Raw genomic sequence first — 17,423 nt, forward strand, 5'->3', positions numbered from 1 at the left:
GTGCGGAAAAGGACACGGTGAGACATGGCCAACGACGAGAAGCTGCTCGAGTACCTCAAGAAAGTGACCGCGGATCTGCACCAGACCCGCAAACGCCTGCAGGACCTCGAGGGCCGGGACGCCGAGCCGATCGCGATCGTGGCGATGAGCTGCCGATACCCCGGTGGCGTCCGGACGCCCGAGGACCTCTGGCAACTGCTGGCCGAGGGCCGGGACGCGCTCTCCCAGTTCCCTGCCGACCGTGGCTGGAATCTTGACCAGTTGCGCGGCACCGATCCGCAGGCCGCGGGCACGAGTCATGTCAACGAAGGCGGCTTCGTCCACGACATCGCCGGTTTCGACCCCGGTTTCTTCGGCATGAGCCCCAAGGAGGCGCTGGGCACCGACCCGCAGCAGCGGCTGATGCTCGAGGTCTGCTGGGAGGCCTTCGAACGAGCCGGGATCAACCCGGATTCGCTGCGGGGCAAACAGGTCGGTGTGTTCGCCGGGTCCGGGATCCAGGACTACGAGTACCTGCTGGACGCCGTGCCGGAGGTCGCCGAGGCGTACATGACCACCGGCAACTCGGCCGCTGTGATCTCCGGCCGGATCGCGTACACGTTCGGCCTCGAAGGCCCGGCGGTCACTGTGGACACTGCGTGTTCGTCCTCTTTGGTCGCACTGCACCTCGCCGCGCAGGCTTTACGGCAGAAGGAATGCTCGCTCGCGCTCGCCGGTGGCGTGATGGTGATGTCCACGCCCGCGCCTTTCATCGCGTTCAGCCGCCAGCGTGGGCTGGCGCCGGATGGTCGGTGCAAGGCGTTCTCGGAGTCCGCTGACGGCACGGGTTGGTCTGAAGGTGCCGGTGTTCTCCTGCTGGAACGTCTTTCCGACGCGCAACGCAACGGCCATCCGGTGCTGGCGATCGTGCGTGGCTCGGCGATCAACCAGGATGGTGCCTCCAACGGCCTGACCGCGCCCAACGGTCTGGCCCAGCAACGCGTGATCCGCCAGGCGTTGGCGAACGCGCAGGTCCCGGCGTCACAGGTCGACGTGGTCGAAGGCCACGGCACCGGCACGACACTCGGTGACCCGATCGAAGCACAGGCCCTCGTTCAGACTTACGGCCAGGATCGCGAACGGCCGCTGCTGCTCGGCTCGATCAAGTCGAACATCGGGCACGCGCAGGCGGCGGCCGGTGTCGGCGGAATCATCAAGATGGTGATGGCCATGCGCAACGGCCTGATCCCGAAGACACTGCACGTGTCCGAGCCGTCGACTCACGTCGACTGGGACGCGGGCGCAGTGCGGTTGCTGACCGAGGCGCAGCCTTGGCCGCGGCGTGACTACCCGCGCCGGGCGGGCGTTTCCTCGTTCGGCCTGAGCGGCACCAACGCGCATGTGATCATCGAGCAGGCTCCCGCGGTCGAGTTGGACGACGACCCGGAGCCGGAGGACTGGCCTGCCCGAACGCCGCTGCCGTGGCTGGTGTCCGCCCGCAGCGAGGAAGCTTTGCGGGCGCAGGCGTCACGGCTGCTGGATCACATCAGCGACCAGCCTGACATCGATATCGCCTACTCGTTGGCGACTTCCCGGGCGGCGTTGGAACACCGGGCGGTCGTCCTGGCGGACAACCGTGAAGCGGTGCTGTCCGGCCTGGCAGCGCTCGTCTCGGGGGAGATCAAGGCTGGTGTCCACAAAGGAACAGTTTCGGGCGGGCTGACGGCATTCCTGTTCACCGGCCAGGGCGCGCAGCGGCTGGGGATGGGCCGGGAGCTGTACGCGACGTTCCCGGCGTTCGCCGACGCGATGGACACGGTGCTGGCGAACCTGGACGTGCCGGACGTGGTGTTCGGTACCGACGCCGAGTTGCTGGACCAGACGGGCAACGCGCAGCCGGCGTTGTTCGCCATCGAGGTCGCGCTGTACCGGCTGATCGAGTCGTGGGGCATCAGGCCCGACTTCCTGGCCGGGCACTCGATCGGGGAGATCGCCGCCGCGCACGTGGCCGGTGTTCTGTCCCTTGAGGACGCCTGCGAGCTGGTCTCCGCTCGTGGCGCGCTGATGCAGGCTCTGCCCGCCGGTGGGGCGATGGTCGCGGTGCAGGCGGCCGAGGACGAAATCCTTCCGCTGCTGACCGGCCGGGTGTCGATCGCGGCGGTCAACGGGCCGGACTCGGTGGTCATCGCCGGTGACGAGGCAGAGGTTCTCGCGATCGCAGGGCAGTTCACCCGGACCAAGCGCCTGCGCGTTTCACACGCGTTCCACTCGGTGCTGATGGACCCGATGCTGGACGACTTCCGGCGGGTCGTACGGACGTTGACGTTCAACCCGCCGCAGATCCCCATTGTCTCCACGGTCACCGGGGATCTGGCCGGCGACATCGACACGCCTGAGTACTGGGTCAGGCATGTCCGTCAGTCGGTGCGGTTCGCTGACGGTATCCGTTGCCTGGCAGCACAAGGTGTCACGACGTACCTCGAGCTGGGGCCGGACGGCGTGCTGACCGCGATGGCCCAGCAGCAGCTCGACAATGCCGTGCTGGTCCCGATCATGCGGCGCGACCGGCCGGAACTCGAGGTCCTGATGACCGCGATCGCGCAGCTGCACGTGTCCGGGACCGGCATCGACTGGGCCGCGCTCTTCGCCGGCTCCGGCGCGAGCCGGGTGGATCTGCCGACGTATGCGTTCCAGCGTCAGCGCTACTGGGTCGAGGGCGTCGCTGGTGCCGGACTTGAATCGACTGATCATCCGTTGCTGGGCGCGGCCGTGACGCTGGCCGACTCGGACGGAGCCGTGCTCACCGGGCAGCTGTCGACGTCGACCAGCCCTTGGCTGGCTGATCACGTGGTCGGAGGGGTGATCCTGTTCCCAGGGACGGGGTTTGTGGAGCTCGCGATCCGGGCCGGTGACCAGGTCGGATGTGAGCGGCTCAGCGAGCTCACCCTGCAGGCGCCGCTCGTCTTGCCTGAGCGAGGTAGCGTTCAGATCCAGGTGATCGTCGGCGCGGGCGACGACTCTCGCAGCGTCACAATCCACTCCCGCCCCGACGACGGCCCATGGCTCCTGCACGCCGAGGGCATTTTGTGTGTCCCCAATGCCACATTGGGGACGTCTGATGCCCCCAATGTGGCATTGGGGGCAAAACTGTGGCCGCCGGTGGGGGCGGTGGAGATTGACGCGGGTCAGCTGTATGGGGAGCTCGCCTCGGCTGGACTGGCGTACGGCCCGACCTTCCGAGGGCTGAAAGCAGCGTGGAAATCCGGCGATGACGTTTACGCCGAAGTGTCCTTGCCACAGCAGAATGCGGGCGCCCGGTTCGGGTTGCACCCGGCGCTGCTGGATGCCTGTCTGCACGCGGCGACCTTCACCGGAATGTTCACCGAAGGAGCTGTGCTGCCGTTCGCGTGGTCCGGTGTGGAGTTGCACGCGGCAGGCGCGACCAAGGTACGGCTGAAGCTGACGCCGCGTGGTGCGGGCGGGATCGCGGTGGAGATCGCGGACGAAACCGGGTTGCCGGTGATGTCGGTGGATTCGCTTGTGCTCAGGCCGGTTTCCGGCGAACAGCTCGCCCGTACCACTTGTCAGGACTCGCTCTACCAGGTGCAGTGGACGCCTGTGCCCGCCGGTCACACCAAAGTGTCCACACTGGACTGGGAGGACCTCGGCGGGCCGATGGACCTCGGACCGGTACCGGACATCGTCTTCTTCCAGCCGACCGAGACGGATGTGTACGCGGCCACCCGGCAGATGCTGGACGCGATGCGGACCTGGCTCGGTGACAAGCGTCTGGCCGAGTCCCGGATGCTGGTGATCACCAGTGGTGCCATGGCTTTGCCCGGTGAGGACGTGACGGATCTGGCTGGTGCGGCGATCTGGGGCATGATCCGCACTGCCCATCTGGAGGCGCCGGACCGGTTCCTGATCGCGGACATCGACGGCACAGCCGACATCGAAGCGATTGTGGCCTCAGGTGAGCCGCAGGTCGTGGTGCGCGGTGGCACGCTTTACGGCCCGAGGCTCGTACGGTCCCCGGCCGGCGGCACCGAGGTCGACTTCGACGGAAAGATCCTGGTCACGGGTGGGACGGGCACGCTCGGCAGGCTGTTCGCCCGGCATTTGATCACCGAGTACGGCGTCCGCGAGATGGTGCTGACCAGCAGGCGCGGCCCGGACGCGGACGGCGCGGCCGAGCTGTGGATGGAGCTGACCGAGCTCGGCGCCGACGTCACGATCACGTCATGCGACGTCTCAGACCGGGACGCGCTCGCGATCCTTCTCGCTGAGCACCGGATTGACGGCGTTCTGCACCTCGCGGGAGTGATCGACGACGGCGCCATCTCAACGATGACTCCCAGCCGCATGGACACTGTGTTGCGGCCGAAGGTCGATGCCGCGATCAATCTGCACGAGCTCGTCCAAGGCCCGCTGGTGATGTTCTCGTCGGCCAGCGGTGTGCTCGGTTCGCCGGGGCAGGTCAACTATGCGGCTGCCAATGCGTTCCTCGACGGTCTGGCGCAGCACCGCCGCGCCAACGGGCTTGCCGGTCAGTCGCTGGCTTGGGGCTTGTGGACCGGTGGCATGGCAGGCGAGTTGAGCGAAGCCGGCCTGTGGCGGATGAGCCGGACCGGGATTGGCGCGTTAACAGCCGAGCAAGGGCTTGCTCTGTTCGATGCCGCAGTTCGCACGGATCAGAACATGCTCGTGCCGATCCGGTTGGACGTCAAGGCGATGGGCGACGACGTGCCACCGCTGCTCCGCAACCTGGTGCGTGGCCGCCGTCGTCGCGGGGCGTCCATTACTCCCGCGGCGTCTACTGCGCTGGCCGTGTTGTCCGAATCGGAGCGTGAGGAAGCCCTGCTCGCGCTGGTCCGCACCCATGTCGCGGTGATCCTGGGGCATGGCGCGCCGGAAGCTGTCGAACCTACGCGGACGTTCAACGAGCTGGGCTTCGACTCGCTGAGCGCGGTCGAGTTCCGCAACACCCTGTCGGATGCCGTCGGTGTGAAGCTGCCGGCGACGCTCGTGTTCGACTACCCGACACCGAGTGTTCTAGCCACACATCTCGCCCATGAAATCGGCGGCACTCAGGAGAAGACGATCGCGATCCAGTCCGCGGACATGTCCGATGACCCGATCGCGATCGTGGCGATGAGCTGCCGTTATCCGGGTGGCGTGGCGTCGCCGGAAGATCTGTGGCGGCTGGTGGAGTCGGGCACGGACGCGGTGACCGGTTTCCCGGTCAACCGCGGCTGGGACATCGAGCGGCTCTACGACCCGGACGGCGGCCCGAACACGACGTACACCCGGGAAGGTGGCTTCCTGCACGAGGCGGGGGAGTTCGATCCGGCGTTCTTCGGGATCAGCCCGAACGAGGCCGGGATCATGGACCCGCAGCAGTACCTGTTGCTGGAGGCCGCGTGGGAGGTGTTCGAACGGGCCGGCATCGACCCGGCCTCGCTGAAGGGCAGCTCGACCGGGTTCTACGCGGGCATGATGTACCACGACTACGCCGCCAACAGCAGCACAGGCGCGATCGCGTCGGGTCGTGTGTCCTATGTGTTCGGATTGGAAGGCCCGTCGGTCACTGTCGACACAGCCTGCTCGTCTTCGTTGGTGGCCTTGCACTTGGCAGTGCAGGCGTTGCGGTCAGGTGAATGCTCGCTGGCTTTGGCCGGTGGTGTGGCTGTGATGGCCACGCCGGAGGTGTTCGTCGAGTTCAGCCGTCAGCGCGGGCTGGCCAAGGATGGCCGGTGCCGGTCGTTCTCGTCGAGCACAGACGGGACCGGCTGGGGCGAAGGCGTTGGCATGCTGCTGGTCGAGAGGCTGTCCGATGCGCGACGCAACGGGCATCCTGTGCTGGCGATCGTGCGTGGCACAGCGATCAACCAGGATGGCGCCTCCAACGGCCTGACCGCGCCGAACGGCCCGTCTCAGCAACGCGTGATCATGCAAGCGCTTGCCAACGCCGGACTGTCTGCTTCGGATGTCGATGTCGTCGAGGCACACGGCACGGGAACCACGCTCGGTGATCCGATCGAAGCCCAGGCCTTGCTCGCGACCTACGGCCAGGATCGTGCCGAGCCGTTGTGGCTGGGGTCGATCAAGTCCAACATGGGCCACACCCAGGCCGCCGCCGGTGCCGCCGGGATCATCAAGATGGTCGAGGCGATGCGGCACGGCGTGATGCCGAGGACACTGCATGTCGATGAGCCGACGCCGCAGGTGGACTGGACCAAGGGCGCCATCGAACTGCTCACCGAGGCCAGGGAGTGGGTTTCCAGCCGTCCGCGCCGCGCCGGCATCTCGTCCTTCGGCCTGAGCGGCACCAACGCGCACGTGATCATCGAGCAGGCGCCGGCCGAGGCGGCACGCCCGGAGCCGCCGATTCCCGTCGCGCCCTGGGTCGTCTCCGGCAAGACCCCACAGGCGCTGCGGGCGCAGACCGAGTCCTTGCTGTCCTCTGTGGAGGGCATGAACCCGGCGGATGTGGGATACACGCTGGCCACGCAGCGGGTCGCGTTCGAGTACCGAGCCGCGATCGTGGGCGATCGCACGATTGAGGGGGCGATCCGTGACAGGGGTGCAACGGCGTTTTTGTTCACGGGTCAGGGTGCGCAGCGATTGGGTATGGGACGTGAACTGCACGGTGTCCACCCGGTGTTCGCCAGGGCCTTCGACGCGGTGCTCGCTGAGCTGGACAAGCATTTGGATCGGCCGCTGCGGGACGTGCTCTGGGGCGACGACGAAGACCTGATCTACCAGACGTGCTACGCGCAGGCTGGATTGTTCGCGATCGAAGTCGCGTTGTATCGGCTGGTCGAATCGTGGGGGATCAAGGCTGACTATCTCGCTGGACATTCCGTCGGTGAGCTCGCTGCCGCACACGTTGCCGGAGTCATGTCGCTGGCCGACGCGGCCCGCCTGGTCGCGGCTCGCGGCCGGTTGATGCAGGCTCTGCCGTCTGGCGGCGCGATGGTCGCGGTGCAGGCGACCGAGCACGAGCTGCTGGACTTCGTGGACGATCACGTCGACATCGCCGCGATCAACGGGCCGGATTCCGTGGTGATCTCCGGCATCGGGAGCTACGTCGACGAGATCGCGGCGAGGTTCTCGGAAATGGGTCGTAAGACCAATCGTTTGCGGGTGTCGCACGCGTTCCACTCGGTGCTGATGGAGCCGATGCTGGCGGAGTTCCAGCGTGTCGCCGACACAGTGACCTACGCCGAGCCCTCGATTCCCGTCGTGTCCACTATGTCCGGTGAGATCGCGGATGGTCTGGACACTGCCGAATACTGGGTCCGGCACGTGCGCGAGACCGTCCGGTTTGCCGACGGGATGGAGTACCTGGCCACCCAGGGTGTCAAGCAGTTCGTCGAACTCGGCCCGGACGCGATCCTGACCGGGATGGCTCAGCAGTCCGCGCCCGACGCGGTGATGATTCCGGCGATGCGTCGCAACAGATCAGAAGCGATCACTCTAGCGACAGCTGTCGCGCACCTTCACGTGACCGGTGTCGCAGTGGACTGGGCGACCTTCTTCGCCGGAGCCCGCCGGGTGGATCTGCCCACGTATGCCTTCCAGCGTCAAAGGTTCTGGGTCGGCACACAGGAGTATCTCGCTCACGGCTGGTACGGCGGTGCGATGCCCGAGCACCCGGTCCTGGACACTGTCGTGCCGCTCGCAGGCTCTGACGGGATTGTCCTGACCGGCAAGCTGTCCCTGCAGAACCAGTCGTGGATAGCTGATCATGACGTTCTGGGCAGTGTGCTGCTGCCTGGCACAGGTTTTGTCGAGCTCGCCCTGTACGCGGCCGCCAAGACTGAATGCAGCATGCTGAATGAACTCACTCTGCAGACGCCGTTGATCATGCTGCCCGATGAGACCGTCCAGCTGCAGGTCACGGTCGGAGCCGAGAACGCGGGCACCCGCCCGCTCCAGATCCACTCCAGAGTCGACGACACCGCATGGACCCTCCACGCCGAGGGCATTTTGTGTGTCCCCAATGCCACATTGGGGGCATCAGATGCCCCCAATGTGGCATTGGGGACAAAACTGTGGCCGCCGGTGGGGGCGGTGGAGATTGAGCTCGGCTCGCCCTATGACGTGCTGCTCGACCGTGGGTTCGGCTACGGGCCGGCGTTCCAGGGACTGCAGAAGGCCTGGCGACGCGGTGAGGAGCTGTTCGCCGAGGTCGCGCTGCCAGACCAGGCGCACGCTGACGCCGAACGGTTCGGCATCCACCCTGGCTTGCTCGACGCCGCAATGCATGTGGCTCTGGTCGACGGCGGTAGTGACGGCGACACGGTTCTGCCGTTCGTCTGGAACAAGGTTTCCTTGTATGCCAAGGGCGCCACGCAAATCCGAGTACGGATCACCCGCCCCACGCCCGAGATCGTGTCCCTGGATGTCGCCGACATCGCGGGCAAGCCGCTGTTGTCGGTCGAGTCCGTGGTGGGCCGCCCGGTGTCGTCCGAGCAGCTCAACACCGGTAGCAACGGCCTGCTGCAGATCCAGTGGACCACGATTCCCACCCCAGCCGCGGTCGCATCGGACATCATGATGCTGGAGTGTGTCACGCCGGAAGGTGACGTCCCGACCGCCACGAGAACCCTGCTGAACCAGGTTCTCCAGGCGATCCAAGCCGCCGAAGGCCCGCTCGCGATCATCACGCGCAACGCGACGACCGCACCACCTGATATCAAGCAAGCGCCAGTTTGGGGCTTGGTCCGGGCCGCGCAGGCCGAAAGCCCCGGTCAGTTCCAGTTGATCGACACCGACGACCCGGCCGGCAGCCTGATCCATGCCGCGATCGCGACCGGCGAGCCGGAGATCGCCATCCGCGGCCGGGAACTGCTTGTGCCACGGCTGGCCGGAGCGAGTGACGGCGAGGCGGCACCGGCGTTCCGACCGGACGGGACAGTCCTGGTCACGGGCGGGACCAGCGGAATCGGCGCCCTGGTGGCCCGTCATCTGGTGACCCGGTACGGCGTCCGGAAACTGGTCCTGACCAGCCGTCGCGGCATCGACACGCCAGGTGCCGCGCTCCTGCAGGTCGAACTCGCCGAGCTGGGTGCCGAAGTCTCGGTCGAGCCGTGCGATGTCGCCGACCCGGCCGCGGCGACACGGCTGCTGGCCGCGTACTCGATCACCGGGATCGTGCACGCGGCCGGGACGACAGCCAACTGTGTGATCGGATCGCTGACACCACAACGTTTCGACACCGTCCTGCGGCCGAAGCTCGATGCGGCCTGGAACCTGCACGAGCTGACCAGGGACAAGGACCTCACCGCGTTTGTGATGTTCTCGTCCGCCGGTGGTCTTCTCCTCGCGGCCGGCCAGGCGAACTATGCCGCTGCCAACGTCTTCCTCGATGCCCTTGCCGCACAACGAAAATCCCAAGGCCTGGCGGCGACCTCGATGGCGTTCGGGCTCTGGGGCATGCACACCGGCATGACCACCATGCTGGACGAAGCCGAACAGCGCATGGCCACCCAAGGACTGCCTGCCATTCAGCCTGACCAAGGACTTGCTCTGTTCGACGCCGCGCTGCGAACCGGCGAGGCCGCAGTTGTCCCGCTGCGGATCGACGCGTCGGTGTTGCGTCGCCGGGAGGAGATTCCGGCGCTGCTCAGAGGTCTGGTCAGAATGCCTGTCCGGCAGGCGAAGGCGCGGACCGCCGGACTGACAGGTATGAGCGACGCCGACATCCTCGAGATGGTGCGAGGTCATGTCGCCGCGGTGCTGGGGCACACGTCCGCGGAGGCGATCGAGCCCGATCGGGCCTTCCAGGACCTGGGTTTCGACTCGCTGGCCTCGGTCGAACTGCGTAACCAGCTCAACAAGGCGACCGGGATGCGGCTCGCGGCGACGCTGGTGTTCGACTACCCGACCTCCCAGGCGGTCGCGGACTACCTGGTGGCGACGTTCACCGGGACCGCCGAGACGACTGAGGTGATCGCGGTCCGCGCCGATGACAGCGACCCGATCGTCATCGTCGGCATGAGCTGCCGTTATCCGGGTGGCGTCACGACATCCGAGGAGCTCTGGGAGCTCGTGGCCAACGGGATCGACGCGGTGACCGACTTCCCGGCCGACCGAGGCTGGGACGAACAGGTCTACGACCCGGAACCAGGCAAACCCGGCAAGACCTACACCCGGCGCGGCGGTTTCCTGCATGACGCGGCCGACTTCGACCCGGCCTTCTTCGGGATCAGCCCCAACGAGGCGCTGATGATGGACCCACAGCAGCGACTGCTGCTGGAGACGTCCTGGGAGGCCTTCGAGAACGCCGGAATCGACCCGGCGACCCTGAAAGGCAGCCCGACCGGCGTGTTCGCCGGCCTGATGTACCACGACTACGGCCTCGGCGCACAGGCCGCGTTCACTGCGGGCGGCAGCCTGGTCTCCGGCCGGACCTCGTATGTGTTCGGGCTCGAAGGCCCTTCGGTCACTGTCGACACCGCGTGTTCGTCTTCCTTGGTCGCACTGCATCTGGCCGCACAGGCGCTCAGGTCCGGCGAGTGCACGCTGGCGCTGGCCGGCGGTGTCGCGGTGATGGGCACGCCCGGCATGTTCATCGAGTTCAGCCGGCAACGCGGGCTGGCCGGGGACGGCCGATGCAAGTCCTTTTCGGACAACGCCGATGGTGCCGGTTGGGCGGAAGGTGCGGGCGTTCTGTTGCTGGAGCGGCTCTCGGACGCACGCCGGAATGGACACCCCGTGCTGGCAGTCGTCCGTGGGACGGCCATCAACCAGGACGGCGCGTCCAATGGGATGACCGCGCCGAACGGTCCTTCGCAGCAACGCGTGATCCGTCAGGCGTTGGCCAATGCTGGACTGTCTACTCAGGACATTGATGTGGTCGAGGCGCACGGCACCGGAACCACGCTGGGTGACCCGATTGAGGCGCAGGCCGTGCTGGCGACGTACGGCCAGGATCGGGTGACGCCGTTGTGGCTGGGGTCGGTCAAATCGAACATGGGCCATGCGCAGGCCGCGGCGGGTGTCGCGGGCGTGATCAAGATGGTCGAGGCCATCCGGCACGGCATCCTGCCCAAGACCCTGCACGTGGACCAGCCGTCGCGACAGGTCGACTGGTCCGGGGGAGCGGTGCGGCTGCTGACCGAGGCCCAGGAATGGACCGACCCAGGCCGTCCGCGACGCGCGGGCGTCTCGTCCTTCGGCATCAGCGGCACCAACGCGCACGTCATCATCGAGCAGGCACCTGCCGAGCCAAGTGCGGCGGTCAAGCCGAAGATGCGTTCGGCGGTCCCGTGGGTCATCTCGGCCAAGACCCCGCAGGCACTCGCGGCACAAGCCGGGAAACTGCTGTCCTATGTGGATGAGGACCCGGAGTTGAACCCGATCGACGTCGGCTACACGCTGGCCACTGCCCGGGCCAAGCTTCCGTTCCGGGCTGCGGTCGTCGGCTCGAACCGGACGAAGTTGCTGCAGGCGTTGGGCGCGTTGACCGAAGGCCGCGCCCTGCAGGGGGTCGTCCAGAGCACAGGCCGGGTCAAGGGTTCGACCGCGTTGCTGTTCACCGGTCAGGGCGCGCAGCGGCTGCGGATGGGCCAGGAGTTGCATGCTACCTACCCCGTGTTCGCGGAGGCGTTCGACGCGGCTGTGACCGAGTTGGACAAGAGCCTGGACATGCCGTTGCGCGGGGTGATCTGGGGCGACGACGAAGACCTGATCAACCAGACGGTCTTCACTCAGGCCGGGTTGTTCGCGGTCGAAGTCGCGCTGTACCACCTGGTGCGGTCGTGGGGCGTCCAGCCCGACTACCTGGCCGGGCACTCGATCGGGGAGATCTCCGCCGCGCATGTCGCGGGCGCGCTGTCACTGGCCGACGCGGCGTCCCTGGTCGCCGCCCGCGGCTGGCTGATGCAAGGACTCCCGGCGGGCGGTGCGATGGCCGCGTTGCAGGCGACTGAGGAGGAAGTCGCGCCGATGATGACCGACAAGGTCACCATCGCCGCGATCAACGGCCCGCAGTCGGTGGTGGTGTCGGGTGTGGAGAGTGTGGTCATGGAGATCGCGACCCGGTTCGCCAACCAGGGCCGGAAGACAACCAGGTTGCGGGTGTCCCACGCGTTCCACTCGCCGTTGATGGAGCCGATGCTGGCGGAGTTCCGCAGTGTTGCGGAAGGTCTGACCTACAACCTGCCGACGATCCCTGTTGTGTCCACTGTGACCGGTGAGTTCGCGGACTCGTTGGAGACGCCGGAATACTGGGTCCGGCATGTGCGTGAGCCGGTCCGGTTCCACGATGGCGTGAACTTCATGCTGGGCAAGGGCATCACGCGGTTCCTCGAACTGGGGCCGGACAGTGTGCTGACCGGGATGGCTGAGCAGTTCGTGTCCGATGCTTCGCTGATTCCGTTGCAGCGCAAGAACAGGCCCGAGACGAACGCGATCGTCACAGCGTTGACTCAGTTGCATGTGTCCGGCGGGTCGGTGGATTGGCCGGAGTTCTTCGCCGGGTCTGGGGCGCGGCGGGTGACGTTGCCGACGTACGCGTTCCAGCGTGAGCGCTACTGGATTGACGCGGCCACCGCGACCAGCGATGTTTCCGGCGTCGGACAGATGCCTGCCGGCCATCCCATGCTCGGTGCCGTGATCCAGTCGCCGGACTCGGACAGCGTGATGTTCACCGGCCGACTGTCGGCCTCCAGCCACGCGTGGATCGCCGACCATGATGTGCACGGCAATGTGCTGCTGCCTGGCACCGGGTTCGTCGAGCTGGCGATCCACGCTGGTGATCACGTCGGCTGCCCTGTGCTGGAAGATCTGACCCTGCTGGCCCCGCTGACCATGCCTGACCAAGGCGGAGTCGCGATCCAGGTGGTCGTCGGCGGTGCGGACGACACCGGCCGCCGAACCGTGCGTATCTACTCCCAGACCGAAAGCCGGCCTTGGACCCGCCACGCCGAGGGCATGTTGTGTGTCCCCAATGCCACATTGGGGGCATCTGATGCCACCAATGTGGCATTGGGGGCAAAGCAGTGGCCGCCGGTGGGGGCGGTGCCGGAGGACTGCGGCGGTATTTACGACATGCTGGCCGAGCGTGGCTTCAACTATGGGCCGGTGTTCCGGAGCCTGCGGGCGGCTTGGCGCAAGGGCGACGAGATCTACGCGGAAATCGCCCTCCCAGCGCAGGCCAAGGCTGAAGCCGAGCGGTTCGGCATCCATCCGGCACTGCTCGACGCCACCATGCACGCGCTCGGATTCGGTGGCCTGGGCGCGGACTCCGACAGCGGCCAAGCCCTGCTTCCGTTCTCCTGGAACGGTGTCACGCTGCACGCGAGCGGCGCCGACATGGTCCGAGTCCGCCTTGCCGCAGCCGAGGGCCTGAAGAACGCGGTGTCTTTGGAGATCACGGACAACACGGGTGCTCCGGTCGCGTCGGTCGACGCGCTGGTTCTGCGGCCGGTTTCCCCGCAGCAGCTCAACGCGGGTGCCGAGTCCCTGCTGCAGATCGCTTGGAACCAGGTTCCGGTCGGTACACCCCGCGAGCTGCCGGACGTGCTGATGCTGGAATCGCCGGCCGGTGAGGTGCCGGGCGCGGTTCGATGGATCCTGGACCAGGCGCTGGCGGCCGTGCAGTGGGCACTGCGGGACGAGCGGTCGCCGAGGTTGGTCGTCGCGACCAAAAACGCGGTCGCGACCAGGGAAGGCGAGGCCGTGGACGTCCGGCAGGCTCCGGTCTGGGGCGTGCTGCGGGCCGCGCAGGCGGAGAATCCGGACCGGTTCGTGCTGGTGGATCTCGACGACGAAGAGGCCTCGCACGAGATCCTGGCCGCGGCGGTCGCCACGGGTGAGCCGGAGATCGCCATCCGTGGGGGAGACGTGCTGGTTCCGCGTCTGATCAGGACAACCGTGACGAATGATCCTCCACAGTGGAGGAAGAACGGCACAGTCCTGATCACGGGTGGCACTGGTGGACTGGGCGCGCTCGTGGCCAGGCACCTCGTGACCGAGCACGGCGTCGAGAATCTCGTGCTGACCAGCCGCAGCGGTATCAACGCGCCGGGAGCTCGTGACCTGCAAGCCGACCTCATCAGGCTCGGCGCGAACGTGACCGTGGCCGCGTGTGACGTGTCCGATCGCGAAGCCCTTACCCGGCTGGTAAACGGCTTGGACCTGACTGGTGTCGTGCACGCGGCAGGCCTGGCGCACAACGGATTGGCCGGTTCGCTGTCCTCCGAGCAGATGCACATGGTGTTGCAGCCGAAGGCGGACGCGGCCTGGTACTTGCACGAACTGACCAAGGACAAGGATCTTGCGGCGTTCGTGTTGTTCTCCTCGGCCGGTGGCCTGGTTCTGGCTGCCGGGCAAGGAAACTACGCGGCGGCGAACGTGTTCCTGGACGCGTTGGCCGCGCAGCGCAAGTTCGAAGGCCTGCCCGCGACTTCGATGGCGTTCGGGCTGTGGGACGTGGCGACCGGGCTGAGCCAGTACCTCAGCGAGGCCGATCTGCAGCGGATGAACCGCAACGGGATGCCCGCGTTGTCCGCCGAGGAGGGCCTGGCGTTGTTCGACGCGGCTTTGGCCAGCGGACAGGCGCAGCTGGTTCCGTTGCGCGTGGACCTCGCTGCGTTGCGGGCCAGGGAAGACGAGATCCCGGCTTTGCTGCAGGGCATGGCACCCACGATCCGGCGTCGCGCGGCGGGCCGATCCGAGGGGACACAGCAACTCCAGCTGGCCAACCTGCCCCAGGACGAACGGGCCAAGGTGGTGTTGGGCCTGGTCAGGGCGTACGCGGCGGAGGTTCTGGGCTTCGGCGACGTGGACGCCATCGACCCGGACGGCGGTTTCCTGGAAGCCGGATTCGACTCGCTGACCGCGGTCGAACTACGCAACCGGATCAACTCCGTGACCGGCCTGAACCTGCCGGCGTTGTCGGTGTTCGATGCCCGCAACCCGGCTGAACTGGCCACGCTGATCTGTTCGCAGATGACCCAGACGCAGCAGCCGGCCGCCGCGACCCAGCAGGCCGAGACCCTGTACGACCTGTTCCTGCAGGCGATCGTGGACGGAAACCTCCAAAAAGGACTGTCGCTGCTGAAAGCCGTTGCGGCACTTCGCCCGGAGTTCCACTCGCCGGAGGACCTGACCGAGTTCCCCGAGCCGGTCACGTTCTCCACACCCGGTGACAGCTCCCGGCCGCGCCTGATCTGCCTCAGTACACCGACCGTGGCAGGCGGCGTCCACCAGCACGCCAGGCTGGCCGCGCAACTGCACATGCCGGTGACGGCGTTGCCGATGCCCGGGTTCGGGATGGGCGAGAGCCTGCCGGACTCGTTCGGCGCCGCGGTGAAGGTGCTGGCGGAAAGTGTCCGGCGGGCCGCGAACGGCGAACCGTTCGTACTTCTGGGATTCTCCTCCGGTGGGCTGCTGGCCCACGCGACAGCCGCGTACATGGAACGTGAGCTGGACAGCAGACTTCTCGCGGTGATCCTGCTGGACACCTACCGGGTCACCGAGGACGGTGACGACGAAGGCGGGTCGGGCATCTTCAAACAGATGGCCCTTGCGGTGCCGGCGAAGGCGGCCGAGCTCGGCACGTTCAACAGCGCCCAGCTCTCGGCGATGGGCCGGTACGTCGAGCTGCTGCCGGAGTTCACCATGCAGGCCGTGGCCGCCCCGGTGTTGTTCGTGCAGGCCGGGGAACTGTTCGAAATGGGACCAGGCGACCGCACGGCAGCGAACTGGCAGGCGACCTGGGAGTCGGCGCACACCGTGCTGACCGTGCCGGGCACGCATTTCACGATCGCGGAACAAAACGCCGGAACAACGGCAAGGGCCATCGAAGGCTGGCTCGAGAACAGCATTTTTGGAGGAACCCGGTGAGCGCCAGCAGAGAGTTTTCCATCAGCGAGCACAAAAAGGTGGAGCTGTTCCACGAATTCATGCTCGCCCCGGCCAAAGTGACCCCGGACAAAGCCGCCGTCACCGAACAAGGCGTGGACGGCAAACTCACCACGCTGACGTATCGGCAACTCGCGCGGCTGGTCCACGAGTACGCCTTCGCGCTCGACGAACTCGGGCTGGACATCGGCGACCGGGTGGTGATCGAGTCCGACACCTCGGGCCCGGCCGTCGCGATGTTGCTGGCGTGCTCGTCACTTGGACTGACGTTCATCCCGGTCAGCCCGGACACCCCGCTGCGGCGGGTGATGTCGATCATCGAGTCGGCCGACGCGGCATTGCATGTACAGGCAGCCGACGGCACGCGCGACGACCTGCCACCCGAGGTGGCGACCGGGCGGTTCGGGCCAACTGGACTGGTGATCAGCCGCGCACCCAAGGCACGTACCCGATACCGGCGGGAAGTCGTTGCGACCGACGCCGCCTACATGATCTTCACGTCCGGCACCACCGGCCGCCCCAAAGGGGTCGCGATGAGCCACCGCGGCGTGATCGCGTTCTACCGCGGCATGCTGGCGCACGGCATCATCACCAGCGACGCCCGGGTGGCCACGACGTCCCCGCTGCAGTTCGACTTCGCCCTGCTGGACATCGGCCTGGCGCTGGGCAGCGGCGCCACGCTGCTCCCGGTGCCGCGCGAGTCGGTGAAATGGCCGCGCAGGTTCCTCGGTTTCCTGCGGGAATCCGGTGCGACCCAGGTCAACGGGGTGCCGTCGATCTGGCGGCCGGTGATGCGCCACGAACACAACGCCCTGGCCGAGCTGACCCGGATCCGGGGAATCCTGTTCTCCGGCGAGAACTTCCCGATCCCGGAACTGCGCCGGCTGCAGCAGGCGCTGCCGATGGTGCGGATCGTGAACTGCTTCGGGCCGACCGAGTCGATGGCGTTCTCCCTGACCGACGTGCCCAACCCGGTACCGGCGGACCTCAAGCGGCTGTCGATCGGATTCGCCTACCCGGGCGCGGAGATGATCCTGATCGACGACGACGGCCACCCGATCGATCTGCCGAACGTCGTCGGCCAGATCTACATGCGCGGTCCGTCGCTGTTCAACGGCTACTGGGACGACGAGGAAGCCACCCGTGCCGCGCTGGTGCCCGACCCGCTCAACCCGCGCTCCGGGCAGAAGGTGCTCAAATCGGGCGATCTGGCGTATCGCGGGGAACACGGCGAGCTGTACTTCTGCGGCCGGGCCGACTCACAGGTCAAGATCCGCGGCAACCGGGTGGAGCTGGGCGAGGTCGAACGCCGGCTGGCCGAGTTCCCCGGCATCGCCTCCGCGGCGGCGTTCGTGCGCCAGCGCTCCGGCCAGGACCCGGAGCTGAGCGCGTTCGTCGTGATGGAGCCTGGTGTGCCGGACTTCGAGGAGGTCGCGCTCAGCGCGTTCTGCATGCAGACCATGCCCGACTACATGGTTCCCCGTGACGTCAAGGTACTCAAGGAACTGCCGGTCACCGCGAACGGCAAGACCGACCGAGCAGCACTGGCCGCCGCAGGGGGTGCGTGA

At 67.1% G+C, this 17,423-nt stretch carries 2 protein-coding genes; both read left to right on the forward strand.

Annotated features, from left to right (window positions below; translation table 11 throughout):
• The first annotated feature begins 24 nt into the window (after positions 1 to 24).
• Positions 25 to 15,837, forward strand: coding sequence for a type I polyketide synthase (locus tag JOF56_RS30730; RefSeq protein ID WP_209642959.1), 15,813 nt, complete (start codon positions 25 to 27; stop codon positions 15,835 to 15,837).
• Positions 15,834 to 17,423 carry an AMP-binding protein gene (locus JOF56_RS30735; protein ID WP_307855329.1) on the forward strand — a complete coding sequence of 530 codons (1,590 nt, stop codon included), beginning with the start codon at positions 15,834 to 15,836 and terminating at the stop codon, positions 17,421 to 17,423. The genes JOF56_RS30730 and JOF56_RS30735 overlap by 4 nt, the downstream gene beginning before the upstream one ends.

Source organism: Kibdelosporangium banguiense (genome assembly GCF_017876405.1).
GTDB classification, from domain to species: Bacteria; Actinomycetota; Actinomycetes; order Mycobacteriales; family Pseudonocardiaceae; genus Kibdelosporangium; species Kibdelosporangium banguiense.